This is a genomic window from Salegentibacter sp. BLCTC (genome assembly GCF_015143665.1).
Taxonomy (GTDB): Bacteria; Bacteroidota; Bacteroidia; order Flavobacteriales; family Flavobacteriaceae; genus Salegentibacter; species Salegentibacter maritimus.
In genome coordinates this window covers 178,497-204,142 of the sequence record NZ_WYEW01000007.1, presented here as the reverse complement: position 1 = coordinate 204,142, position 25,646 = coordinate 178,497, and the positions used below count along the sequence as shown (strand labels likewise).

Here is a 25,646-nt window from a genome sequence, read left to right as displayed (position 1 = left end):
CAGGATTTTTTATTTAATTCAAAAACCAAAGAATAATAGCCCCTTTTATTCGTAAAATAATTTATTACGAATGAAATCTTTATTATTTTTTAGTGGCCTATGCCTTATTTCATTGCAGGCTTTAGCTCAAACCCACATTTTAAAAGGTAAGGTTACCCGTGGGGAAACCCCGGTAGAGGGTGTTGCCGTTTATGCCGTAGAATCGGGCAAAGGAACCGCTACCGACGAAAATGGGAAATATAGCCTGGAGCTTAAAGAAGGTGATTACCAGCTTGTATTTTCTTACGGAAACCAAAAAAGTTTAAACGTAGAACTCAATCAAGATCAAACCCTAAATGTAGACCTTGCAGACGTACAGGAAGTTCTGGATGAGGTTTTCCTATCTTCTTTAAGGGTGAACGCACAATCCCCCATAACTTATAGCAACCTTAGCAATGAGGAGATTGAAGACAGAAACCTGGGACAGGATATTCCTATTCTTATGAACTATATGCCCAATGTGGTTACTACCAGTGATGCTGGTGCCGGTGTTGGATACACAGGACTTAGAGTACGGGGAAGTGGAACGACGAGTACAAACGTAACTATAAATGGTATTCCTTATAATGATGCTGAAAGCCTTGGATCTTTTTGGGTGAACCTGGGAGATTTTGCTTCTTCTGTAGAAAATTTACAATTGCAGCGAGGAGTAGGAACCTCTACCAATGGTGCAGGAGCTTTTGGCGCCAGTCTTAATATTTTAACCGATGCTTATAGCGAAGAAGCAAATGCCGAAATTTCTAATAGTTATGGTTCTTTTAATACCCATAAACATACACTTAAATTTAGTACAGGTTTATTAAACGATCACTGGGAAATTGCCGGCCGGGCTTCACAAATTAAGAGCGATGGCTATATAGATAGGGCCAGCAGCGATTTAAAATCCTACTTTTTACAAGCCACGTATGTAGACGAAAATACACTGGTTAAGGCTATAACTTTCGGCGGAAGTGAAAGAACTTACCAGGCCTGGTACGGTATAGATGGGGAAACCCTTGAAAACGACCGAACCTATAATCCTGCCGGAATATATACCGATGAGGAAGGAAATACTAAATTTTACGAGAATCAAACCGATAATTATAAACAAGATCATTATCAGCTATTATGGAACCAGGAATATAGCAGTAACTGGTCTTCTAACCTGGCTTTCCACTATACCTATGGTCGTGGTTATTATGAAGAATATGAGGAAGATGCCACTTTAAATGAATTTGGACTTCCAAATTTTCAGGCTAATGGTGAGGAGGTTAGTACATCGGACCTTGTAGGGACTAAATGGCTGGATAATGATTTCTATGGAACCACTTTTGGGTTAAATTATAAGGATGCAGATTGGGATGTTAATTTTGGTGGTGCCTGGAATAGATATATCGGCGATCACTTTGGCGAAGTAATCTATACTCGTTTTGCCCAAAATAAGGACCCTTATGAGCCGTATTATGAAAACGTGGGAACAAAAACAGATTTCAACCTTTACGGAAAGGCAACCTATGCAATTTCAGAGAAGTTGGCCGGATATTTAGATATGCAAATTAGAACCATAGACTATGAAACTGAGGGAATGTTATCTGAAGGAACCGAATTTCTTATAGACGATTCTTTTACCTTCTTTAATCCTAAGGCAGGTTTAACCTATGCATTGAACAGTCAAAATCAATTCTACTTTTCTTATGCCCGTGCCAATAGAGAGCCAAGAAGAAGCGATTATGAAAACGGAGATCCGGAACATGAGGAATTAAACGATTATGAATTAGGTTGGAGATATAATAGCCCGAAGGTTCAATTAAATACCAATTTATATTATATGGATTATCAAAACCAATTGGTGCTTACCGGTGGTATTGATGATGTAGGTGCTTTTATTCGGGAAAATAGTGGAAACAGCTATCGTTTAGGCCTGGAAATAGATGCGGTAATTAGGCTTTCAGAAAAAGTAGTGCTAAGGCCAAACCTGGCATTAAGTCAAAATAAAAATAAAGATTTTGTAGCTACCTGGGATGGGGAACTCGTAGACTATGGCAATACAGATATCTCTTTCTCTCCTTCTGTAGTAGGGGGTAACAGAATTAGCTATTTACCGGTAAACGGGCTTGAATTAAGCCTTCTTTCAAAATATGTAGGCGAGCAATATATGAGTAATATTGAAGTTGAAACATCTAAGCTAGATGCTTATTTTGTGAACGATTTTAATATTCAGTATACCTGGAGAAATGCACCATTCTTTAAAGAAGTGGTTTTTACAGGATTGGTTAATAATATTTTTGGAGAAGAATATGTGTCTAACGGCTATTACTATACATTTAATATAGAAAACCCAGATACTGCTACCGGGGTGCAAACCCTTGATGGTGCCGGATATTATCCGCAAGCTACCACTAACCTTTTAGGTGGAATTACCTTGAAATTTTAATTTGTTTGTCGCCTCTCTCCTTCTTTTTTATGGGAGGGGAGAGGTTTTTAATTATAAACCTCTATGTTGTTTCCGCGGCGTTCAATTCGGTAAGGCTTCATAGAATACTTTCCATCACCTTCCAGTAATTCGCCCGTAATTATATTATAAGCATTGGCATCTTCACAATTACAGGTAGCAACTACCCCTTCAACAGTCATGGCCGAACAATTGTTTGGCGGATGATTAGGGTCGCTTAGCTCGAAAGCAGTGTACTGCGTATTGTTTATGTTGTAAACCACAACACCACGTATGCCCTGGTTATAAGTTACAAAGCTATTACCGGGATATTGAAGATCATTATATTCTGGGAAATCTAAATTTAGCTGAAGCCTAAAATTTAAATTGATAAGGTTAGGGTTGTTATGCGAATTATCATCATTTGGGGAGCACGCGCTAAAAAATATTGAAAATAGAAGTAAAATAAGCCTTTTTTTCATGAGATCGATAAATATTTCGCTAAATAATATTATTGTTTTCAAGGTGTAAATTTATTATATTTGTTAATTAAATCCCGTCGCGTTATGGGATTTTTTCTATTTATATAAACGATGTAGTTATGAGCAAAGTATCTTATTATACGAAAGAGGGGCTTAAAAAATTGAAAGACGAACTAAACCATTTACGTGATGTAGAAAGGCCAAGAGCTTCAGAAGCTATTGCCGAAGCCCGGGATAAAGGAGATTTGAGTGAAAATGCCGAATATGATGCAGCAAAAGAAGCACAGGGCCTTTTAGAAATGAAGATTTCTAAAATGGAAGAAGTGGTTGCAAATGCAAGGGTTATAGACGAGTCTCAATTAGACACCTCGAAAGTGCTGGTACATTCCCATGTAAAAATAAAGAACCAAACCAATGGTGCGGAAGTAAAATATAAATTGGTAGCTCAAAGTGAGGCCGATCTTAAAGCGGGTAAGATTTCAGTAGACTCCCCTATAGGAAAAGGTTTATTGGGCAAGGAAGTTGGTGATATCGCAGAGATTGATGTGCCAAGTGGTACTATGAAATTTAAGGTTCTGGAGATCTGGAGAGAGTAGATTTTCAGTTTTAACAGTTTTAAAAATCCTTTTCCAATACCTTTAACCAGGTTTTTGTGAAAAGGATTTTATATTTATTAAAATAACCAACTAATTCAATATGTATTATGTCTAGTTTATTTACAAAAATTGTAAAAGGTGAAGTCCCTGCCTATAAAGTAGCAGAAGATAGTCAGTTTTTGGCTTTCCTGGATATAAACCCTAATGCAAAAGGCCACGTTCTTTGTATTCCGAAGAAAGAGGTAGATAAGATTTTTGACCTGGAAGAAGAGGTGTATCAGGAATTGATGCGTTTTTCCCGAAAAGTAGCTATTGCTTTAGAGAAAACAATAGAATGTAAACGCGTTGGAATGGCAGTGGTTGGCCTGGAAGTGCCGCACGTACACGTACACCTTATTCCGCTTAACTCGATGAGCGATATGGATTTCTCTAAAAGTATTAAAATGGAAGACGAGGAGTTTAAAAAATTGGCATCTTCTATTCACGTGAACCTGTAATGAAGATTGAAGACTATAAATTAACGCTCCAATTAAGAATAGATTGGAGCGATTTAGATATGTATAAGCATGTAAATAATATTTCGTTTATGCGTTATCTGCAATCTGGCCGGGTAAATTTCTGGGAAGCGTCGGGGATTTACAAAATGTATGAAGAAACCAATATAGGGACTATGTTGGTTTCAACCCAATGTGATTTTAAAAAGTCGCTGTATTATCCCGGTAAGGCCATTGTAAAAACTAAACTGGATTTTATTAAGAATAGCAGTTTCGGCTTAAAACATTTAATTCTAGATGAAGAAGACGCTGTTTGTGCCGAGGCTAAAGATGTGGTGGTATGTTACGATTTTAATAAAAACAGGAGTTGCGCAATTCCCACAAATCTCCGGGAAAAGCTTTCTGGATTCTAAATTTTTCTAAGCGAAATTTTAAAAGTAGTGCCTTTGTTGATTTCGCTTTCTGCTACTTTAATCCTACCGTGGTGGTAGCTTTCAATAATTCTTTTTGCCAAAGATAAACCAAGGCCCCAACCTCGTTTTTTGGTTGTATGGCCGGGTTCAAAAATGAGATTGAATTTATTTTTTTCTACCCCTTTGCCTGTATCTTTAATGAAAATATGTGCCCATTTTTGATCTTCCTGAATGCTGATGTTTAATTTTCCTTTTCCGCGCATAGCATCTATAGCGTTTTTTACAAGGTTCTCTATAGTCCAACTATAAAGCTGCTGATTTAGCATTACAGGTATGCTTCCTTCGGGAACATCAATGCTAAACGCTATAAGTTTTGAACTTCTGCTTTTCAAATAATCAAAACTATGTTGGGTGGCTGCAATGATATTTGTTTCTTCCAAAATGGGGGCAGAGCCTATTTTAGAAAATCGCTCTGTAATGGTTTCCAGACGCGAAATATCTTTTTCCATTTCTACTATGTAGGTAGTATTTACATTCTCCTGCTTCAGGATTTCTGTCCAGCCAATAAGGGAGGATAAGGGGGTGCCAATTTGGTGTGCCGTTTCTTTTGCCATCCCGGCCCAAAGCTTATTCTGCTCGCTACTTTTAGTAGTGGTATAAAAGAAATAGACTACACCAATAAACAGGAACCCTATAAGTACAAGGCCTACGGGATAATATTTAAGGCTGTTTAAAACGGGAGAGTTCCCATAGTAGATATATTGTTTCTCTCCATTTCCAAGATTGATAATTATAGGCTCGTTTTCATCTTTCAGGTCGGCTAATAATTTCTTTGCACGTGCTGTATCTTCCAGCTTACCGGGGTCTATATTAGTGGTATAGGCAATTTTTCCATCGGCATCAGTATGGATAATGGGTATGGATGTATTGTTGTTTAAAATTTCAAGAATAAGATCTAAATCGGCATCTTCAGGAGGGGGCTCCCTGTCCAGGGCTTCCTGTGCTTTAGCCCACACGCTCATTTTTGCCCTTTCGTCTTCTTTTAAACGTTGAAAAAAAATACTGGTGTTCCATAATACCAGACCCACAACAATAAAACAAGAAATAATAATAAACCAGCGATTAAAGCTACGTTCGTCTGTAAAGTTCATAAAGGCCTTTAAGCTTTGAAAGATTTAAAGATAAGCGTTTTTAAACGAATTTTATTGCATAACCCGGCTTTTCATTCCCTAATGGTTTCGTTACCTTTGCCAAAAAATAAGTATGCTTACTATAGATCCTAAGGAGGTTAGTACAGGAAAACTTCATCGTTATTTGCTGGGAGCTATTGGGCCAAGGCCCATTGCCTTTGCCAGTACTATAGATGCTCATGGCCGTCCTAACCTATCGCCATTTAGTTTTTTTAATGTTTTTGGATCTAATCCACCTACGCTAATTTTTTCTCCTGCCAGAAGAGGTCGTGATAATACGGTGAAGCATACTTACAACAATGTAAAAGATATAGATGAGGTGGTGATCAATATTGTGAATTATGATATTGTTCAGCAAATGTCCCTTTCAAGTACCGAGTATGCTGAAGGTGTAAATGAATTTGAAAAAGCTGGCTTTTCAATGTTGAAGTCTGAGCTGGTACGGCCATTTCGAGTAGCGGAGTCTCCGGTGCAATTTGAATGTAAAGTAAAGCAGGTTATTGAGACCGGCCAGGAAGGAGGTGCCGGAAACCTGGTGATTTGTGAGGTTCTTAAAATGCATATTAATGAACACATTCTAGATGAAGATGGTTTTATAGATCAGCATAAAATAGATCTCGTAGCAAGAATGGGTGGTAACTGGTATACCCGTGCCAACCCGGGAATGTTCGAGGTACCAAAACCACTTTCAAGCCTTGGGATAGGAGTAGATGCGATCCCGGCTGAAATTAGGGAAAGTAAAATACTAACCGGGAACGATTTAGGGAAACTGGGTAATGTAGAAGCCCTCCCTCAAAGAAAACAAATTAACAGTTTTATAGCCGAAAATAAAGATTTGGCAGATTTGGTAAAAACTAGCAACAAAGAAGATATTCATACACAGGCACAGTTGTTTTTAGAAAAGAACAATGTTGATGCTGCCTGGAAATTATTATTAGCAAAAACAGATTAAGATGGAAGTACAAGGTAAAATTAAATTGATAGGGGAAACCAAAACCTTTGGGAATAACGGTTTTAGAAAAAGAGAAATGGTAGTGACTACCGAGGAGCAATATCCGCAACATCTTATGGTGGAGTTTGTACAGGACAAGACAGACTTGCTTAACAATTTTCAGGTGGGGCAGCCTGTAAAAATTGGAATTAACCTAAGAGGTAGAGAATGGGTGAGCCCACAAGGAGAAACAAAATATTTTAATTCTATCCAGGGGTGGAGAATAGAGAATTTACAGGCAGAGCAGCCAACCGGAGGGCAAAATGTGCCACCACCAGATAATTTTGAACCGGCAAATAATCTAAATGAAGAAGATTATGACGATCTTCCATTCTAGAGATTTTCTTCAAAGAAAATTAATGAGGTTATCTTAAAAGATTCTATTTTTTAAGGTTTAACCTTAAAGCAGAAAACAATTCCAATTATAAAAAGCTTAGCATCCTATTAAGAGGGCTAAGCTTTTTCTTTTTGTACATTTCCTCACAAACCTATAAAACCATTTAATTGCATTATTTAGAGCCAAACGAAAAATTTCCACCCATTACTGAAGCAGATGAACAGGGCTTATTGGCTATTGGGGGAGATTTAAGTATTTCAAGATTAATCTATGCATATAATCATGGTATTTTTCCCTGGTATGATGCCTCACAGCCATTGCTGTGGTGGAGCCCGGATCCTAGAATGGTGCTTTTCCCTGAAAAATTAAAAGTCTCTAAAAGCATGAAACAGTTGCTTAGAAAAAAGAAGTATACAGTAAGCTTTAATACACACTTTAACGCGGTAATAGAAGCCTGCGCTCAAATAAGGCGTGATGGTCAGCATGGTACCTGGATTACCCGGGAGATGATAGCAAGTTATAACAGTTTACACAAACTTAATATAGCGCAATCTGTAGAAGTTTGGGAGAACGGGGATTTAGTTGGCGGTCTTTATGGGATTTACCTGAAAGATAAAAATATGTTTTGTGGTGAAAGTATGTTTACCAGGGTGAGCAATGCCTCTAAATACGGCTTTATTACATTGGTTAATAAGTTAAAAGAAGAGGGAGTAAAACTTATAGACTGCCAGGTTTATACAAGGCATTTAGAAAGCCTGGGTGCCGAAGAAATTCCGCGAGATGAATTTCTTAGCTATTTAGGTTTTTCTTCATAAATTTATAGATAAAAAGATATCTAAATGAAAAAAATATTTGGCTGCCTATTTCTAATAACAATATTGGCCTGTGAACCTTCTAATAATGAGCCGAAAGAACCTGAACAGGTTAATATTGTATCTGAATTAGATTATTTTGAGTATAACAGAGATGAACGCGAAGGTACAATAACCTTAAGTTATAGGGTTACGCATACTAATAATTCTTCTTTTGATGTGGAAGGTTATTCTCGGGTAAATTTAGCTTATAAAGGGCAGGAAGATGAAATGACCTGGAGTATTCTTGGGTATGGGGAAGATGCTCACTGCCCCGTAATTGTAGCAGGTGGAACCTGTGTGGAAGAATTTGAAGATATTCAGGAAATTGATGAAGAATATGAAGAAGCGGTTTACCCAGATGGTTCAGGAGAAATTGTTTTAGTAGACTATAGCTATACTGTTACCAACGAATTGAGATAAGAGTGATAAAGATATAGAGTCATTTTCCCAGTTTTTTTACCTCTGAATGCCTAAAACAAGAGGTTTCGTGATCGTTCACCATTCCCGTAGCCTGCATATGTGCATATATTACTGTAGGTCCTGTAAACTTAAACCCCTTCTTTTTTAGATCTTTACTTAATTTATCACTAATTTGGGTAGTTGCGGGGGCTTCTTTGTAATTTTCTAGTGTATTCTGAATAGGTTTTTCATTAACAAACCCCCAAATATACTTGCTGAAACTTCCGTATTCTTTTTTAACTTCTATAAAAGCCTTAGCATTGGTTACGGTAGCCCTAATCTTTAGTTTATTCCGTATAATTCCGGGGTTTTGAAGTAATTCCTGAATTTTTTCTTCGGAATAGTTTGCAATTTTTTTATAATCAAAATCATCAAATGCCTTCCTGAAATTTTGGCGTTTTCGTAAAATGGTAATCCAACTTAAACCGGCCTGAAAGGTTTCGAGTATAAGAAATTCAAAAATAGTAGCATCGTCATATATGGGTACGCCCCATTCCTCATCGTGATATGCTTCATAAAGAGCATCGCCTTCACACCATCCGCAGCGGTTTAGTTTTTTCATTATTAGGGTTTAAAATTATAGGTGATTGTGCCGGGTTGTGCATTTCGGCCCGCTAACTTCGAAAATACAGCATTTTTAGCATAGGATAATGCCTTTTCGGTTAAGCATTCATTGTTTGAGTTAGAACTTGCTTTGTTTATAGCAGTGCTGGTTACCCTTCCCTGGGTATTTACAGTGATATTTACTACAATTTTCCCAGGGGTATCGCAGGTATATATAGGGTTTGGAATAGAAACCGCGTTTCGACCACGAAGGGAAAACGAGATAGAACTATTTCTTAAACTTCCCGATTGGCTTGAAATGTTTCTGGAAGAATCATCCCCGTCTGATCGTTTTTTGTTTTCCTTTTTTTCTCCGGTAGCTATGCTTCCTTCTGTGTTGGATGAAGATTCTTTTTCTGAACTTTCTTCCTGGTTGCGGCTGTTTTTCTCTAAAATCTTGTCCAGTTCCCGGTTAAAATTTTCTTCTCTAGCCTTTTGATTTTCGTTAAAAGCTCTATGAGTTTCTGGTGATTTCTGGTTGGTTTTTGGCTCGGGATCTTCTTTTGGGTTTTCTTCTTTAGATTCTTTGGTTTTAATATATTCTTCCAGGTCTACTAACATTTGTTGTTCAAAATCTTTCTTTTGAGAGAGGTTGAAATTATAAAGTCCAAGGATTAGAACCGAACAAAAAAGTAGGGTAAGAATAAGTGCTTTATGTTTTTCAAAAAAATCCATTGCTATAAAACAAAACCTGAGTTGGTTTATTTTATGCTGAAGGTAATAATTTTTCAAAAGACTCAAGGTCTAAAGCACTTTTTATGTTGAACTCTCCAACCCGGGTCCTTTTTAATGCCGAAAGATAAGCACCGGAATGAAGTGCCCTGCCAAAATCGTTTGCTATGCTTCTTATATAAGTGCCTTTGCTGCAAACTATCCTGAAATCTACTTGAGGGAACCTTGAGGCATCAACCTCAAATTCTTTTATTGTGACAGGTCGGCTATTAACCTTAACTTCTTCTCCCTTTCTGGCATATTCGTAAAGGCGTTTGCCATCCTTTTTTAAAGCTGAAAAAACAGGAGGTACCTGTTCAATTTCTCCGGTTAGCTGGAGAGCAGCCGCTTCTATGTTTTCTTTAGAAATATGCTTGGTTTCAAAAGTTTTGTCAATTTCGGTTTCCATATCAAAAGATGGCGTGGTGGCTCCCAGGGTAAAAGTGCCGGTATATTCCTTTTCGGTTCCCTGTAATTCGGGAATTTTTTTTGTAAATTTTCCGGTGCAGATTACCAAAACCCCATCTGCCAGGGGATCTAACGTGCCGGCGTGACCTACCTTAATTTTTTTTATGTCGCAACTTTTTCTAATTAACCAACGTACTTTATTTACCAGTTGAAAGGAAGTCCACTCCAGGGGTTTATTAAAAACGAGAACCTGGCCGTTCTTAAAATCATCGGGAGTAAATTTTTTACTTGCGGTAGTCATAAAGGCTGTTTGAGGTTTCTAATTATAATATGCAACGGCTATAGAAACAATTCCTGCTATAAAACAATAAATCGCAAAATAGGAAAGTTTGCTTTTTCTTACAATGCTAATCATCCACGTGCAAGCTGCAAGTCCTGCTATAAATGAAGTTGCAAAACCTATTGCGAGTACCGGAAAAGAGGTAGTGCTTTCCATTAAATTACCGTCTAGAAGATCTTTGGCAATTTTACCTAATATTAATGGCACCACCATTAAAAAAGAAAATCTTGCGGCTTTGGTTTTATCGTTACCTAATAGCACCGATGTGGAGATGGTAGCACCACTTCTGGATATACCGGGTAAAATAGCAATGGCCTGGGCTACACCAATTACAAAGGCATTATTGTAGCTTACCGGTTTGTTGGTGTTTTTGGCTTTGTCTGCCAGCCATAGTAGGAGTGCCGTAACGATAAGCATGAAACCAACAAAAATTATATTTCCGCCAAATAAACCTTCTAATTGCTCCTCAAAGAAAAGTCCAACCAGGGCTGCGGGAATCATAGAAAGTACAATTTTGAGCGAAAACTGAAACTCTTCGTTCCATTTAAATTTTAGAAATCCCCTTAAAATTTCCATCACATCTTTTCTAAATACCACTATAGTACTCAAAGCAGTTGCGGCGTGGAGAATTACAGTAAATAATAGAGATTCGCTAGGTATGCTATTATCGCCTAACAATGCTTTACCGAGCTCCAGGTGCCCGCTTGAGGAAACAGGTAAAAATTCGGTTAGCCCCTGGATAACTCCAAGAATGGCAGCGTCTAATTCGTTCAATGTATTATTTTTTTGGATTTAAAAGAATTGCATATACTTCTATCGCGAAGCCAAGAAGCACTAAGGCTGGTGCCAATCTAATGCGTTGAAAGTTATAGATATCGGGGTTAAAGGTATTGGGGTCTTCGCTACCGCCACCTGCCATTAATATAAACCCCAGGCTAATAACTGCTAGCCCAATAAACATAAATTTATAATTCTTTTTTTCAAAAATGAAGTACTTCTTATAATCTGTAGGTTGTTGATTTTTGCTCATAATATCTGATTAACGCTGCAAAAGTGTTTGAATTGTGGCTTTTTGCTGAAAAAGTTCAAAATTAACCAATTTATGTGAGACAGGCCTAAGCTATGTGGCTAATAATAACTGAATAAAAAAGCCGTCTAAAAGATTTTATAATTGTCATCCTGAATTCGGTTCAGTTTGACAGGTATACACGTTTTAGACGGCTTATGGAGTGTGGGAGCTTATAATGCTAAGCTGCCCGGTATATGTTGTAATGACTTAACGCCTCCTGATAAAATAGAATACTTTTCTTATCTTTCTTTAGGCAGGATTTTAGAAAACGTTCTAAATCCTGGCATTCGAAAGTAATTCCTGTATATTTTCTTTTTCCTACAGGTATCTGTAAATCTACCGTGTGTTTTTTATAATTAATTTGAACATTTTTGGCGTCAAAATATTTTTTAATAATGGCACGGTGCAATATTGTGTAATTTGAATTTTTTTCTGATTTAAGGTGAAAGATACTATGGGAAATTAAGCTCTTAAAATCATCTAGAGTTGTATCAGGATTAGGATTTAATTTCATAGTTATTGGTATTATAGGTGTTAGCGTTGGCTAAATTACACTTAGATTTCTTTATCTCTGTTAAAAAACATTTAATAATCCTGTGATTAGCAAATATTTAACGACTAAAGTAGGTTTTTTACTTTTAATTAAACCTTAAATAGTTTCAAATGAAAGAATTGCCTTACATATGAATTGAAGATCTTTCTCTATAGCGATTAAAAGAAGTTTTTGTGTTTCTTGGCAGCGAAAAGGGGGTGTAATAACCCAAGGCTAACCTCGAAATTAAACATTGTTTGTAACGAATGCCCCGCGAGCTTGTTTCAAGGTAGTTTGCTTAAATTAAGATATCTATAGGTTTATGTAGATGCCTGTCCTTATTGTCCAGGCAAGATGCATTAATGAATTTGGTTCCTGTAATAGAAGTGACACCGTAAGAATCGTGAACATGTCCAAAAATATGAATCTTTATTTGGCGTTTTTGCAGGATTTTTAAAAGAGAGGCGCAACCCGCATGCTGCCCATTCTTTAAAATATCCTTAATCTTGTAGGGGGGAGTGTGGGTGATGAGAATTTGAGTGTCTTCTGGAATTTGTTCCCAATGTTTGTTTATACTCTGCGTTTGTTTATTATTAAAAGCCCAGGTGCCGTCTCCGGGAGTTATGGGTGAGCCCCAAAATTTAATGTTGTTAATACTTACGGTATTATCTTTTAAATAGGATACATTTTTTGGTATGATTTCTTTAATTTCCTTATCTGAGGCTTTTTCAAAATAAAAGTCGTGATTTCCAGCTATAAATATTTTATGTTTATGTGGTTGGGAAGCAAACCATTCCAGAAAGTTGCGAACCTCTCTTTCGGTACCACCTTCGGTAATATCTCCTGCGTGAATTAATATATCGCCATCGGGAATTGAAATTTGTTCGTGTTTGTTATGGGTGTCTGAAATACAAATTAGCTTCATAAAAATTAATATAATGAAAAGAAGCTGTTTAGAAAGATTTTAAAATTTGTATTCTAATTCCAGGCTTTAGATTCTAATTCAGCAAAAGCTTTATGTTAGTAGTAATGGGAGTGGCCTGAAAAACAACTAATTTATTTAAAAACTTTTTAATCGGCAATAACCGAAATGCTCTAATTATTTTTTTCTTCAGAAGAAATATAATCCTTATCCAAAGGGAGTAATTTATTAGTTATTTTAGTTAGAGAAAAAGCTATAATTACTGCTGTTACTGCAAAAAATAAAAATTTAATAAGCAGACTATCGCTAAGCGTAAAGCTGTACACCGCCAGAAATATTTCTACGGCTATAAATATTACTTTGATGCTTAGTTTTAAAATCATGAGTTTTACTGGATTGAAGAGCAAATATACAATCAAAAACCATTGAAAATTTGATGTTTATGGCCTTTTACTAAAATTTAACGCAAAGAAAACTTTGGGGTTAAATTTTTAAGTTAAAAACTCTTAAACAGGGACGCTGCGTGTTTTGAAATTGTAAATTTCAATTATAAAAAAATGATAATTTGAAGAAAAGGTTTAAAATAGTTCTTGGTGTTAGTAGTGTTCTTTTAATGTTCCTGGCCATTATTATTGGAGGTAATTTATTTATAGAGCATAAAATAAAAACATCACTAGAAGAAAGTCTTAAAAAAGCTACCTTTAATTATAAGGACTTGAATGCGAGTATGCTGAGTAGAAGTGTTTCCTTAAACAAGGCGGTTTATCGCGATGAAGAAGTAATAATCACTGCCAGGGAGGTGCGAATAGAGGGCGTGGATATTCTGGAGTACCTAAGCAATAAAAATGTAGAAGTTACTAGCTTAGAAATTATAAAGCCCGAAGTAACAATTTTTACAGACGCAATTAGCGGGAAAGAAGAAGATAGTTTGGAGGAAGGACGTTCGGTAAAACAGCAATTGCTTATTAAATCCCTGAAGATTGTTGATGGTAGCTTTAAAATGACTAAGGAAAATTCGCTTAAGGAGCAGTTTTTTTCTCGCATCACATCACTTGAAATGAGTGGTGTGAGCGTAGATAGAAAATCTTTAAAAACGGGGCTTCCTTTTGATTATGAATCCCTTCAGTTGGTCTCAGATAGTTTATTCTTTAATCTTAATGAAGAACATGACCTTTTTGTAGAGAAAATAGAAATGCAGGGAGACTCGCTTAATTTTGGTAAATTAAGGATTAAGCCTCTATATAGTAAGCAGGAATTTCAACAGCAAATTCCGTATGAGAAGGATAGGTTCAATTTAATTTTGAATGAATTTACTTTTCATTCTTTTAACTGGAACCTTAAAAATGATTCTCTAAGCCTTCTTAGTGATAAACTTGTAATAGAAGATAGCGATATAAAAATTTATCGCGATAAACGAATTGAGGATGATACCCGGCGGAAACCTATGTATAGTAAAATGATTAGGGAGTTGCCTTTTAAATTAAAACTTGATACTGTTAAAGTGCGGAATTTGAATGTAGAATATGAAGAATTGGTAAGGGCAAAAAGGGGTGCTGGCAAGGTTAGTTTTAAAAATTTAGATGCCAGTATTTATAATATTACCAATATGGGGATGGATGCAAATGATTTTCCTGAAACAGTTATTGATGTGAAAACTCAATTTATGGGAGAGGCTAATCTTACTGTAAACTGGAATTTTGATATTTCCAGTGCTGTAGATGCATTTGCAATTTCTGGGCAGTTAGATAATATCTCAAGTGAAGGGATTAATAAATTTTTACAGCCGGCTTTAAACGTAAAGGCGCAGGGGGGAATTAACAATATGCGGTTTAATTTCGTGGGAGATAATAAAAGTGCCACAGGTGATATGAAATTGATTTACAACGATTTTAAAGTTGAGGTGCTTCGGGAAGACGGAAAAGAAAAAAATAAGCTCCTTTCTGCTTTAGCAAATCTAATTGTTAATAACAAGGCTACTTCAGCAGAGAAAGAGCAGAGAGATATTAAAACCCAACGGTATCAAACCAGGTCTTTTTGGAATTATTTGTGGAAAAATATTAGAAATGGTGCTTTAAAATCTTTTATCTAAATTTTGAGAGTTAGCACAGGCATGTTTGCGTGATTTACCAAATCTTCGCTAATGCTGCCATTAAAAAAATGGGCCAAACCTTTGCGGCCATGAGTGCCAATTCCAATTAAGGTTTTTGGTTTTTTTAAAGCAAAATTTAGGATTCCTTTCTCTACACTTATATCGTTGTAAATATGTATTTTGTAGTCCTTTACCCTGGTGCCTGAAACGAAGTTTTCTATTCGCTTCCTAACTTCGTTACTTGTAATAAAATTATTAGGAGTGTTTATAAAAAGTATGTGAAATTTAGCTTCGGCCAATATTGCAAAATCGTAAGCGGCTTCCAGGGTGCTTCGGCTGTAAGTGTCTGCATCGGTAGCAAAAATAAAGTTTTGTATTTCAAACTTTTCGTGTTCGTTTTTTATAACAAGAACAGGGATTTTAGAAGAGCGAACCACCTTTTCTGTATTGCTCCCAATAAACATTTCTTTAAATCCGCTTGCGCCGTGGGAACCCATTATAATAATATCACACTTATATTCTTCGCTTACTTCCATAATACCATCAAAAGCCTGGTGAAACATTACCGTTTCGTGAACTTTTATATCTTTTAAAAAAGGTTTGGCCATTAGCTTGGCAAATCGTTGGTGGGCTAACTTCATAAAAAACAACGATTCCGGTAAATTTTGGTTATTGCCGCTACCTACAGGGTCTATAAGCTGCATAGGTAGCTCTAGCATATGTAAAAGATAGATTTCACTATGGTGCTTTTTTGCCAATTGAGCGGCAATTTTCAAGGCATATTCAGCGGTATCCGAGAAGTCGGTTGGAACGAGGATCTTTTTCATAAATGTTTCTAAGAGATTAAAAATGATTGCTTTATTAAAGTTAAGAATAAAATTTCATTTAAAGTCTGGTTTTCTTTCTCTGAAATTATTATTATATTTGCAGCGTTGAAACTAAAAAAGTACAGCGAGGGGACATAAAGTCCCCTCTTTTTATAAGCTATGTTGCAGGATAAAGTAGAAAATTTGTTGAAGGAAGCTTTTCAGGAAAATAATTCATTATTTTTAATAGACCTTAATGTCTCTAAAGACAACAAGATTTCTGTAGTAATAGATGGTGATAATGGCGTTTCTGTTAACGATTGTATAGCAGTAAGCCGAAAGGTTGAGCATAATCTAGACAGGGATGAAGAAGATTTTTCTTTGGAAGTTAGCTCGGCGGGAGTTTCTGAGCCTTTACACCTGGAGCGGCAGTATCGGAAAAACCTTGGCAGAAAGCTAGAGGTGACTACCAATAACGAAAAAATTGAAGCGACTTTAACTGAAGTAGATCAGAATGGGATTAAGCTTAACTGGAAAGCCAGAGAGCCAAAACCTGTAGGAAAAGGAAAACATACCGTTCAAAAAGAGTTGGTTTTGCCTTATTCTGAAATTACCAGTGCTAAAGTCATGATAACATTTTAACCTCAAAATTGATATGGAAAATATCGCCTTGATTGAGTCATTTTCGGAGTTTAAGGATGACAAATTGATAGATCGTGTAACGCTTATGGCCATCCTTGAAGATGTGTTTAGAAGTGCATTGAAGAAAAAGTATGGTGAAGACGATAATTTTGATATTATTGTAAACCCAGATAAAGGAGATCTCGAGATTTGGAGAAATAGGGTTGTGGTTGCCGATGGAGAGGTAGAGGATCCTAATCAGGAAATTTCTCTTACCGAGGCCAGGAAAATTGAGCCTGATTTTGAAGTTGGAGAGGACGTTTCAGAAGAAGTGAAACTTGTAGATTTAGGGCGTCGTGCTATTTTAGCTTTAAGGCAAAACCTTATTTCTAAAATTCACGAACATGATAACACTAATATTTTTAAGCATTTTAAAGAGCTTGAAGGTGAGATATACACTGCAGAGGTTCACCATATTAGGCATAGGGCGATTATCTTGTTAGACGACGATGGGAATGAGATTGTTTTACCAAAAGACCGGCAAATTCCTTCAGATTTTTTCAGAAAAGGAGATAATGTTAAAGGAATAATAGAAAGCGTTGAGCTTAAAGGAAATAAGCCAACCATTATACTTTCGCGTACCGCTCCGGTTTTTCTTGAGAAATTGTTTGAACAGGAAATCCCTGAGGTATTTGATGGCTTAATCACTATACAGAATGTAGTTCGTGTCCCTGGTGAAAAGGCAAAAGTGGCGGTAGATACTTATGATGATAGAATAGATCCGGTTGGAGCTTGTGTAGGGATGAAAGGATCTAGAATTCATAGTATTGTGCGTGAACTGGGGAATGAGAATATAGATGTGATTAATTTCACCAATAATGACCAATTGTATATTACCAGGGCTTTAAGTCCTGCGAAAATAACATCTATTAAACTAGATGAAGAAAATAAAACCGCTGAGGTAATGCTTAAGCCTGAAGAGGTGTCTAAAGCTATTGGTCGTGGAGGGCATAATATTAGATTGGCCGGGCAGCTAACCGGTTATGAAATAGATGTTTTCAGAGAAGGAGTTGAAGAAGATGTAGAGTTAAAAGAATTCTCTGATGAAATTGAAAGTTGGGTGATTAAGGAGTTTTCAAGAGTTGGACTGGACACTGCGAAAAGTGTTTTGGAACAGGAATTGGAAGACCTTATTAGGCTTACCGACTTAGAAGAAGAAACCATTCGTGAAGTGGTGAAGGTTTTAAGAGAAGAATTTGAGGAGTAGTAAAATATTCATTAGAATATAAATAATTAAAAGAGGTTAATTTAGAGGGCAATTTATGGCTGAAGCAAAAACAATGCGACTAAACAAAGTATTACGTGAATTCAATATTTCGTTAGACCGGGCTGTAGAATTTTTAAATTCTAAAGGTCACGATATAGAAGCACGTCCTACTACTAAAATCTCATCCGAAGTTTATCAGGTGCTTTCTGATGAATTTGAGACCGACAAATCCAAGAAAGTTGAGTCTAAAGAGGTGGGTGAAGAAAAGAGAAAGGAGAAGGAAGAATTGCGTTTAGCAAGAGAAAAAGAGCTTGAAGAAAAGCGCAAGGCCGAGGAGAAGAAAGAAGATGAGCGGCGTAAAGAAGAAACAGAAGTTTCTTCAAGAACAAAATTGGCTGGTCCGAAAAAAGTAGGCAAGATTGACTTGGAGCCTAAGCCAAAGCCAAAAGCTAAAAAAGAAGAAGAAAAGCCAAAGCCAGTGCAGCCTGAACAGCCCAAGGAAGCCAAGAAGCCTGAAGCCAAAACCCCTGAAGTTAAGAAAGCAGAAGTCAGGAAAGATAAGTCTGATGCTGTAAAACCAAAAGAAGAAACCTCTCCTAAAGAAGAGCAAAAGCCTCAGGCGCCTGGGAAGACCGAAGCCGGATCTTCTGAAAAGGAAGAAGTAAAAGAGGTTGAGTCTACCACTCATAAGACCAATTACACTAAGCTTGATGGGCCTAATTTTACCGGGAAGAAAATTGACCTTTCTCAATTTAAAAAGCCGGAAAAGAAAAAAGATGACAAGAAGGCTGCCGAGGATAAAAAGGAAAAAGATAAGCGCAAGAAACGTAGGCGTAGAATTAGTAAAGATGTGAAGCCCGGAGGGGCTCACCAGGGAGGTAAGAAAAATCCAAGGAAAAGATCTAAACCTATTGCTAAAGAAGAGCCTAGCGAAGAAGAAGTGCAAAAGCAGGTTCGTGAGACCCTTGAAAAACTTCAGGGTAAATCCGGTAAGGGTAAGGGAGCTAAATATAGAAGAGATAAAAGGGATCAACACCGTCAACGTTCAGAAGATGATCTTGCTCAGCAGGAGACAGATAGTAAAACTTTAAAGGTTACAGAATTTGTAACCGTTAGTGAAGTTGCTACGATGATGGATGTGCCGGTAACGAAAGTAATTTCGGCTTGTATGTCTCTTGGAATGATGGTAACGATGAATCAGCGTTTAGATGCTGAGACCCTTTCTATTGTGGCAGATGAATTTGGTTATGAAGTTGACTTTGTAACAGCAGATATTGATGAGGTTGTAGAAGAGGTTCCTGAGAACCCGGAAGATCTTGAAACTAGGGCGCCAATTGTTACTGTAATGGGGCACGTAGACCACGGTAAGACATCTTTGTTAGATCATATTCGTAAAGAAAATGTTATTGCAGGGGAAAGCGGTGGTATAACACAGCATATTGGAGCTTATGGTGTAAAGCTTAAGAATGGTCAAAAAATGACTTTCCTGGATACTCCGGGGCACGAAGCCTTTACGGCAATGCGTGCGCGTGGAGCTCAGGTGACTGATATAGCAATTATTGTTATTGCTGCCGATGATGATGTGATGCCGCAAACCAAAGAGGCTATTTCACATGCCCAGGCTGCAGGTGTTCCTATTGTTTTTGCAATTAATAAGGCTGATTTGCCTACGGCGAATCCAGAGAAGATTAAAGAAAAGCTGGCAAGTATGAACTTGCTCGTGGAAGATTGGGGTGGTAAAGTTCAGTCTCACGATATATCAGCTAAAACAGGAATGGGGGTTGAAGATCTTTTGGAGAAGGTTTTATTGGAATCTGAGATCCTTGAGTTAAAAGCTAACCCTAATAAAATAGCCACTGGTACTGTAGTGGAAGCCTTCCTTGATAAAGGAAGGGGATATGTAGCTACTATTCTTGTGCAGGCAGGTACTCTAAAAATTGGTGATTATGTATTGGCAGGTCGCCACAGCGGTAAGGTGAAAGCTATGCACGATGAGCGTGGTCATGAGGTGAAGGAGGCAGGACCTTCAACACCAGTCTCTATTTTGGGTCTGGATGGTGCGCCTCAGGCAGGAGATAAGTTTAAGGTGATGACAGATGAGCGTGAGGCTAAGGATATCGCAGCTAAACGAACTCAGTTGCAGCGTGAGCAAACTGTTAGGACTCAGCGTCACATTACACTTGATGAAATTGGACGTAGGATTGCTTTAGGTGACTTTAAAGAGCTTAATATTATCCTTAAAGGTGATGTTGATGGTTCTGTAGAAGCTTTAACCGATAGTTTCCTTAAATTATCTACTGAAGAAATTCAGGTGAATATAATCCATAAGGGAGTTGGGGCTATCACAGAAAGTGATGTGTTGCTTGCTTCGGCATCAGATGCGGTAATCATTGGGTTTAATGTTCGTCCGGCCGGAAACGCAAGGCAGGTAGCTGATAAGGAAGAAATTGATATCAGAACTTATTCTATTATATACGATGCTATTAATGATCTAAAAGATGCGATGGAAGGAATGCTTTCTCCAGAGCTGAAAGAAGAGATTACGGGTACGGCAGAGATTAGAGAGACTTTTAAAATTTCTAAGGTTGGAACCATCGCAGGATGTATGGTTACTTCAGGGAAAATCTATAGAAACTCTGGTGTACGCTTAATTAGAGATGGTGTTGTTATTTATACCGGGGAGCTTGCTTCTTTGAAGCGCTTTAAGGATGATGTGAAAGAAGTTTCTAAAGGATACGATTGTGGTCTTCAGATTAAGAATTACAATGATATTAAAGAAGGAGATGTAGTAGAATCCTTCCGAGAAGTAGAGGTTAAAAAGAAACTGAGATAAACTTGGTTTTAATCTTTAATAAAAAAAGCGGCTTTGAGCCGCTTTTTTTATATCTGGTTTTGTTGAAACCTGGTTTGTTGGCTTATTTTCTTCTGGGTTTTGGTATAAATGCAGAGGGAAAATTTTCTTTTATTTTTAAAAGGGCCCTGTCTGCTTCCAGCCTGTTTCTGAAATTTCCAACCCATACTTTGTAGTTGGGGGCTTCATAGGCTATAATAGAAGGATATTCAAATTTGCTGCGATACTCTTTAATCACTTCATTAGCTTCGCCATTATTGCCATAGAAAAGTTGGATTTTATAGCGGTCTCCAATTTCATTAGCACTGCTCATTTCAGATTTTAGCTCTAAGAGTTTAGTTATTTTGTTGTCTTCAGTAATATTCACCTGGCCCTCTTGTGCTGTTAAATTTAGCAAAGAAATGCCTGAGACAAAACAACTTAATAGAAGTTTGTTTAAGCTTAATTTTCTCATATTTATTTATTTATGGCAAAAGTATAATTTAATAACTTAAACAAGATGTGTTTTATTATTTAGAACTAGTATAAATTACCGATTAACACTTATGTAACATTCCTAAAATCGACTTTAAGTATTACTTTTGTTGCCGAATTTAAAGGTGCGAAATGTTAATATTATTAAGGCTTGAGCCTTTAAAAATCGTACCAAAGTTAAGACGTTAATTCAACTTATAATATGAAAAAGGTGAAATACCGCCATTCAACTTCGCGACTATTGCTCTTAAGTGTAGCATTTTTTATCTCATTCAGTGTTTTGGGAATTGCACAGGAGGAAGCTACACAAGAGGCTTCTTCTGAAGGCCAGGAGCAAACTGATGAATCTTCAGGAGATTCGTCTGCTATGTCAGACCTTGGGGATCCCGCGAATGGGAAATCCCTGTTTAATTCACTTTGTGCAGCATGTCACAAGCCTTACTCTGCTTCTATTGGTCCGGCCCTTCATGGGATTACCGAAAAGAGGGATATGGATTGGTTGTACCGGTGGATTAAGAACAGTCAGGAGTTAATCGCTTCAGGAGATGATGAGGCTGTTGCGATATACGAAGAGTATAATCAAACGGCTATGCCGGCGTTCCCTCAACTGTCAGATGCAGATATTGATGATATACTTGCTTATGTAGAGCAGCCTAAGCCGGAGCCTAAAGCTGCGCAGGCTGGTGCTGAAAGTGCTGGAGGGCAGTCTTCAGGTGGTGGTGTTTCGGTAGATGTTATTTTAGGTATCCTGGTTTTTGTTTTGATAATGTTGCTTACTGTGTTGTTTTTGGTAAACAGGACGCTAAGGAACTTTGCTCAGGCAAGTGGGGTTGTGATTCCAGAAAAAACAAAAGGGAAGCCAATTTGGAAGTCTTTTGTTGAGAACCAATTTCTGGTTCTGGTGAGTGCTGTTTTTGGCTTGCTGGTAATTGGATGGTTTGCTTATGGTTTCTTTATGCAGGTTGGAATAGATCAGGGGTATCAGCCAATTCAGCCTATTCATTATTCTCATAAGATACATGCTGGGGATAACCAGATTGATTGTAAGTATTGTCATTCATCGGCTAGAACCTCTAAAAATGCTGGAATCCCATCTTTAAATGTGTGTATGAATTGCCATGTGACTATCTCAGAGGTTTCTCCAGAGACTGCTACTGCTGAGTATTCAAAGGAGTTTTATGATGGCGAAATAGCTAAGCTGTATGATGCTGTTGGTTGGGATCCTGCTGAGCAAGATTATACAGGGGAAGAAAAGCCTGTGAAATGGGTTAGAATTCATAATTTGCCAGACTTTGCTTACTTTAATCACTCACAACACGTGACTGTTGGTGGAATACAATGTCAAAAATGTCACGGTCCTATCGAGGAGATGGAAGTGGTTTATCAGGATGCGCCGCTAACTATGGGTTGGTGTATAGAGTGTCATCGTGATACCAAAGTTAGAATGGAAGGCAATGAGTATTACGAGAAAATTCACGAAGAGTTATCTAAAAAATACGGTGTAGAAGAACTTACTGTTGCTCAAATGGGAGGTCTTGAATGTGCTAAATGCCATTACTAAAAATTTTTTCCCGGTTGTTCGGGGTTAATAAAGAAGTTAATATCTAGATATATATGTCATCAAACAAAAAATACTGGAAAAGTGTTGAAGAGCTAAATGAAAACAGCTCTGTTGTTGAGACGCTCCAACAAAAAGAATTTGCTGAAGAAATTCCGGTTAATGAATTCCTTGGGGATAAAGATTCGCTTGAGAGTTCAAAAACCTCACGAAGGGATTTCTTGAAATATGTTGGGTTTAGTACGGCAGCAGCTTCACTGGCTGCATGTGAAGGGCCTGTTATTAAATCTATACCTTACGTTGTGCAGCCGGAGCGTATTGTTCCCGGGGTTGCTAATTACTATGCCTCTACAATTGCAGATGGTTTTGATTTTGCGAGTGTGTTAGTAAAAACAAGGGAAGGTAGGCCTATAAAAATTGAAAATAATGACTTGTCGAAAGCTAAAGGAGGGGTGAATGCCCGTGTACAGGCTTCGGTATTGTCAATGTATGATTCTAATAGGGTTAGACGCCCAATGATTGAAGGGAAGAATGTGTCTTGGGAGGAGTTTGATCGCCAGGTCGGATCTGCTCTTGATAATGTTTCTGGAGATATCTTGTTGTTAACTCAAACTTTTGCAAGTCCTTCAACTACAAAATTGATTAATGAATTTTCGGAAAAGTATCCTAATGTACGTCATGTAGTTTATGACACTGTTTCTGAAAGTGATGCTTTGAATGCTTATCAGGCTAAATTTGGGATGCGTGCATTACCGAATTATGATTTTTCTAAAGCGGAAACCATTGTTTCTGTTGGTGCTGATTTCCTTGGTGATTGGCAGGGGGGTGGTTATGATGCTGGATATGCAAAAGGGCGTATTCCTGAGAATGGTAAGATGTCAAGGCATATTCAATTTGAATCTAATATGAGTTTAACAGGTGCGAATGCTGATAAGCGTTACCCTGTTACCCCTTCGCAGCAAAAAGCTGTGTTGGCAGCTTTATATGGTTATGTTTCTGGAAGTTCTTCTACCAGTAATTTACCGGCCAAAATAGATGATGCTGTTGTGAAAGCGGCCAGTCAATTGAGAAAAGCTGGAAGTGGGGCTGTAGTTGTTTCTGGTATTCCAGACGTGAATGCTCAGGCTATAGTGCTGGCTATTAACGAGGCGCTTGGAAGCCGTGTGATGAATACTGATAATCCTCGTATGATTCGTCAGGGTGATGCTGAAGAGGTGATGCAGGCAGTTGAAGATATGAAGTCTGGTGCTGTTGGAGCGGTATTGATGGCGGGTGTAAACCCGGCTTATTCTTTGCCGAACGCTAAGGAATTCACTGAGGCATTAGCTGGTGTGGATGTTTCTTTAGCTTTTAGTATGAAACCTGATGAAACCGCTGAGCTTTGTAAATTTGTGGCGGCAACTCCTCATTATTTAGAGAGTTGGCAGGATATCCAGTATACTGCTTCAGATTTTGCTTTGATGCAGCCTACTATTAGACCATTATTTGATACAAGGCAGTTTCAGGATTGTTTGTTAAAATGGTCTGGAAATGATAAATCTTATCACGAGTATATAAAAGAAACCTGGAGCGGTAGTATTTCTTCCTGGAATACTGCGTTGCACGATGGTGTTTTTAAAGCTAATTCTCCTGTTGAAGCAGTGGTTTCGCAATCTGAATCTGTAGATATTTCTAGAGCTGTAAGTGAGCTTTCTAGTGATTCTGAGGCTAGTGGAATTGAGTTAACGCTTTACACTAAGCCTTCTATGGGTGATGGGCAGCAAGCCAACAACCCGTGGTTGCAAGAAATGCCAGATCCGTTAACAAGGGCTTCCTGGGATAACTACCTTACTGTTTCAAAAGCCGATGCAGATGCAATGGGGCTTGAGAATGAGAATGTAGCTAATGGTGGCTTAAATGGAAGTTACGCTAATGTAACTTTAGACGGTATTGTAGTTAAAAATGTGCCTGTGATGATTCAGCCTGGTCAGGCTAAAGGTTCGGTAGGACTTGCTCTTGGCTATGGAAAGAAAGCTGCAATACAAAAGGAAATGCAGGTAGGTGTAAATGCCTATTCTTTATATAAAAACTTAAGCGCAGTTCAATCTGTAAGCATTGAGAAAGCTCCTGGAATTCATGAATTTGCTTGTGTTCAGCTTCATAGTACTTTAATGGGGCGTGGAGATATTATTAAAGAAACTACTTTAGAGATTTTTAATACGAAAGATGCAAAGGAATGGAATGTTGTTCCGCAGGTTTCGTTAGATCACGTTGAAAAGCCTGTAACTTCTCCTGAAGTTGACATGTGGGATAGTTTTGATCGTAGTGTTGGTCATCATTTTAATCTCTCGATAGATCTTAATGCTTGTACCGGTTGTGGTGCGTGTGTTATAGCCTGTCATGCAGAAAATAATGTTCCGGTTGTAGGGAAGAGTGAAGTTAGACGTTCCCGGGATATGCATTGGTTGCGTATTGATAGGTATTATTCTTCTGAAGATAGTTTTATAGACGATTTAGATAAGAAAGAGAATATATCTGGTTTAGGTAGTTCGTTATCTGAATTTGGGGAGTTGGAGGAGCCTGCAGATAATCCTCAGGTGATATTCCAGCCTGTAATGTGCCAGCACTGTAATCACGCTCCGTGTGAAACTGTATGTCCTGTTGCGGCAACTTCTCACGGAAGACAGGGGCAAAATCAAATGATTTATAACCGTTGTGTGGGTACTAGATATTGTGCAAACAACTGCCCTTATAAGGTACGCCGTTTTAACTGGTTTAACTATGCCGAAAATGAGGAGTTTGACTATCATATGAACAACGATCTTGGTAGAATGGTTATTAATCCTGATGTAACTGTGCGTTCTAGAGGGGTTATGGAGAAGTGTTCTATGTGTATCCAGAAAACTCAAAAGACCATTCTTGATGCTAAACGTGAAGGACGTGAAGTTGAAGATGGTGAATTCCAAACTGCTTGTTCTGCAGCTTGTGATAAGGGGGCTATGACATTTGGTGATATTAACAATGAAGGTGCTGTGATTAGAGATAAGAAGGAAGATGATAGAATGTATCATTTATTGGAATATTTAGGTACAAAGCCAAATGTGATGTACCAGACGAAAATTAGAAATACCACAGAAGCTTAATAAATTAA

Annotated in this window: 26 protein-coding genes; 14 read left to right on the top strand and 12 right to left on the bottom strand. The window is 37.7% G+C overall.

What is annotated here, in order from left to right; translation table 11 throughout:
* Window positions 1–70 precede the first annotated feature (70 nt).
* On the top strand, window positions 71–2,452 hold the full coding sequence (locus GUB10_RS10555; RefSeq protein WP_193711418.1) for a TonB-dependent receptor domain-containing protein: 2,382 nt from the start codon (window positions 71–73) through the stop codon (window positions 2,450–2,452).
* Between the two features lie 47 nt (window positions 2,453–2,499).
* Here the strand turns inward: GUB10_RS10555 and GUB10_RS10550 are convergent, their stop codons facing one another.
* Complete coding sequence (locus tag GUB10_RS10550) at window positions 2,500–2,931, bottom strand: hypothetical protein (RefSeq protein ID WP_193711417.1); 432 nt, start codon at window positions 2,929–2,931, stop codon at window positions 2,500–2,502.
* 119 nt (window positions 2,932–3,050) lie between these two features.
* Here GUB10_RS10550 and greA point away from each other — a divergent pair, with 119 nt between their 5' ends.
* The 3 genes from greA (at window position 3,051) to GUB10_RS10535 (ending at window position 4,434) form a co-directional block, all read left to right on the top strand.
* Entirely contained in the window at window positions 3,051–3,527 is a 477-nt protein-coding gene (gene greA, locus GUB10_RS10545) for a transcription elongation factor GreA (protein WP_193711416.1), read from the top strand.
* A 107-nt stretch (window positions 3,528–3,634) separates the two neighbouring features.
* The gene (locus GUB10_RS10540) at window positions 3,635–4,024 is read left to right on the top strand and encodes an HIT family protein (protein ID WP_193711415.1); all 390 of its coding nucleotides are present in this window, start codon (window positions 3,635–3,637) and stop codon (window positions 4,022–4,024) included.
* Window positions 4,024–4,434: a thioesterase family protein gene (locus tag GUB10_RS10535; RefSeq protein WP_193711414.1), complete on the top strand. Its 411-nt coding sequence runs from the start codon at window positions 4,024–4,026 to the stop codon at window positions 4,432–4,434. The genes GUB10_RS10540 and GUB10_RS10535 overlap by 1 nt, the downstream gene beginning before the upstream one ends.
* Here GUB10_RS10535 and GUB10_RS10530 read toward each other — a convergent pair.
* Window positions 4,431–5,585 (bottom strand): HAMP domain-containing sensor histidine kinase, encoded by a 1,155-nt coding sequence (locus GUB10_RS10530; protein WP_193711413.1) that lies wholly within the window; start codon window positions 5,583–5,585, stop codon window positions 4,431–4,433. The genes GUB10_RS10535 and GUB10_RS10530 overlap by 4 nt on opposite strands.
* A 112-nt stretch (window positions 5,586–5,697) precedes the next feature.
* On the opposite strand from GUB10_RS10530, the gene GUB10_RS10525 reads away from it, so the two are divergent.
* The 4 genes from GUB10_RS10525 to GUB10_RS10510 all read left to right on the top strand — a co-directional run bounded on the left by GUB10_RS10525 (window position 5,698) and on the right by GUB10_RS10510 (window position 8,226).
* Entirely contained in the window at window positions 5,698–6,576 is an 879-nt protein-coding gene (locus GUB10_RS10525; RefSeq protein WP_193711412.1) for a flavin reductase family protein, read from the top strand.
* A gap of 1 nt (window position 6,577) precedes the next feature.
* Entirely contained in the window at window positions 6,578–6,952 is a 375-nt protein-coding gene (locus GUB10_RS10520; RefSeq protein ID WP_193711411.1) for a DUF3127 domain-containing protein, read from the top strand.
* Window positions 6,953–7,119: 167 nt separating this feature from the next.
* Window positions 7,120–7,767, top strand: a complete 648-nt coding sequence (gene aat, locus GUB10_RS10515) for a leucyl/phenylalanyl-tRNA--protein transferase (protein ID WP_193711410.1) — start codon at window positions 7,120–7,122, stop codon at window positions 7,765–7,767.
* 24 nt (window positions 7,768–7,791) lie between these two features.
* Window positions 7,792–8,226: a hypothetical protein gene (locus GUB10_RS10510; RefSeq protein WP_193711409.1), complete on the top strand. Its 435-nt coding sequence runs from the start codon at window positions 7,792–7,794 to the stop codon at window positions 8,224–8,226.
* A gap of 19 nt (window positions 8,227–8,245) precedes the next feature.
* Here the strand turns inward: GUB10_RS10510 and GUB10_RS10505 are convergent, their stop codons facing one another.
* The 8 genes from GUB10_RS10505 to GUB10_RS10470 form a co-directional block, all read right to left on the bottom strand.
* Window positions 8,246–8,827 (bottom strand): DNA-3-methyladenine glycosylase I, encoded by a 582-nt coding sequence (locus GUB10_RS10505; protein WP_193711408.1) that lies wholly within the window; start codon window positions 8,825–8,827, stop codon window positions 8,246–8,248.
* Window positions 8,828–8,829: 2 nt separating this feature from the next.
* Window positions 8,830–9,543 (bottom strand): energy transducer TonB, encoded by a 714-nt coding sequence (locus GUB10_RS10500; RefSeq protein WP_193711407.1) that lies wholly within the window; start codon window positions 9,541–9,543, stop codon window positions 8,830–8,832.
* 31 nt (window positions 9,544–9,574) lie between these two features.
* A complete protein-coding gene (gene truB, locus GUB10_RS10495) occupies window positions 9,575–10,288 on the bottom strand; it encodes a tRNA pseudouridine(55) synthase TruB (protein WP_193711406.1) in 714 nt (237 codons plus the stop codon).
* Window positions 10,289–10,306: 18 nt separating this feature from the next.
* Window positions 10,307–11,101, bottom strand: coding sequence for an undecaprenyl-diphosphate phosphatase (locus tag GUB10_RS10490; RefSeq protein WP_193711405.1), 795 nt, complete (start codon window positions 11,099–11,101; stop codon window positions 10,307–10,309).
* Window positions 11,102–11,105: 4 nt separating this feature from the next.
* Complete coding sequence (locus tag GUB10_RS10485; RefSeq protein ID WP_193711404.1) at window positions 11,106–11,357, bottom strand: DUF3098 domain-containing protein; 252 nt, start codon at window positions 11,355–11,357, stop codon at window positions 11,106–11,108.
* Window positions 11,358–11,574: 217 nt separating this feature from the next.
* Window positions 11,575–11,910, bottom strand: a complete 336-nt coding sequence (locus tag GUB10_RS10480; protein ID WP_193711403.1) for a hypothetical protein — start codon at window positions 11,908–11,910, stop codon at window positions 11,575–11,577.
* Window positions 11,911–12,226: 316 nt separating this feature from the next.
* Complete coding sequence (locus GUB10_RS10475; RefSeq protein WP_193711402.1) at window positions 12,227–12,853, bottom strand: metallophosphatase domain-containing protein; 627 nt, start codon at window positions 12,851–12,853, stop codon at window positions 12,227–12,229.
* A gap of 170 nt (window positions 12,854–13,023) precedes the next feature.
* Complete coding sequence (locus tag GUB10_RS10470; protein WP_193711401.1) at window positions 13,024–13,233, bottom strand: hypothetical protein; 210 nt, start codon at window positions 13,231–13,233, stop codon at window positions 13,024–13,026.
* 182 nt (window positions 13,234–13,415) lie between these two features.
* Between GUB10_RS10470 and GUB10_RS10465 the strand changes: the two genes are divergently transcribed.
* A complete protein-coding gene (locus GUB10_RS10465) occupies window positions 13,416–14,939 on the top strand; it encodes a hypothetical protein (protein WP_193711400.1) in 1,524 nt (507 codons plus the stop codon).
* On the opposite strand, the gene GUB10_RS10460 is transcribed toward GUB10_RS10465, so the two are convergent.
* The gene (locus GUB10_RS10460; RefSeq protein WP_193711399.1) at window positions 14,936–15,766 is read right to left on the bottom strand and encodes a universal stress protein; all 831 of its coding nucleotides are present in this window, start codon (window positions 15,764–15,766) and stop codon (window positions 14,936–14,938) included. The two genes, GUB10_RS10465 and GUB10_RS10460, sit on opposite strands and share 4 nt — an antisense overlap.
* Before the next feature lie 159 nt (window positions 15,767–15,925).
* Between GUB10_RS10460 and rimP the strand changes: the two genes are divergently transcribed.
* Genes rimP through infB form a run of 3 tightly spaced genes read left to right on the top strand, consistent with a single transcriptional unit; the run spans window position 15,926 to window position 20,466 of the window.
* The gene (rimP, locus tag GUB10_RS10455) at window positions 15,926–16,387 is read left to right on the top strand and encodes a ribosome assembly cofactor RimP (RefSeq protein ID WP_193711398.1); all 462 of its coding nucleotides are present in this window, start codon (window positions 15,926–15,928) and stop codon (window positions 16,385–16,387) included.
* Between the two features lie 13 nt (window positions 16,388–16,400).
* Entirely contained in the window at window positions 16,401–17,633 is a 1,233-nt protein-coding gene (gene nusA, locus GUB10_RS10450) for a transcription termination factor NusA (protein ID WP_193711397.1), read from the top strand.
* 55 nt (window positions 17,634–17,688) lie between these two features.
* Complete coding sequence (gene infB / locus GUB10_RS10445; protein ID WP_193711396.1) at window positions 17,689–20,466, top strand: translation initiation factor IF-2; 2,778 nt, start codon at window positions 17,689–17,691, stop codon at window positions 20,464–20,466.
* Window positions 20,467–20,548: 82 nt separating this feature from the next.
* Here the strand turns inward: infB and GUB10_RS10440 are convergent, their stop codons facing one another.
* Entirely contained in the window at window positions 20,549–20,938 is a 390-nt protein-coding gene (locus tag GUB10_RS10440; RefSeq protein ID WP_193711395.1) for an SPOR domain-containing protein, read from the bottom strand.
* Between the two features lie 222 nt (window positions 20,939–21,160).
* On the opposite strand from GUB10_RS10440, the gene GUB10_RS10435 reads away from it, so the two are divergent.
* Both GUB10_RS10435 and GUB10_RS10430 read left to right on the top strand, forming a co-directional pair.
* Window positions 21,161–22,519: a cytochrome c3 family protein gene (locus tag GUB10_RS10435; protein WP_193711394.1), complete on the top strand. Its 1,359-nt coding sequence runs from the start codon at window positions 21,161–21,163 to the stop codon at window positions 22,517–22,519.
* Window positions 22,520–22,572: 53 nt separating this feature from the next.
* Window positions 22,573–25,638: a TAT-variant-translocated molybdopterin oxidoreductase gene (locus GUB10_RS10430; RefSeq protein ID WP_193711393.1), complete on the top strand. Its 3,066-nt coding sequence runs from the start codon at window positions 22,573–22,575 to the stop codon at window positions 25,636–25,638.
* Window positions 25,639–25,646: the final 8 nt, after the last annotated feature.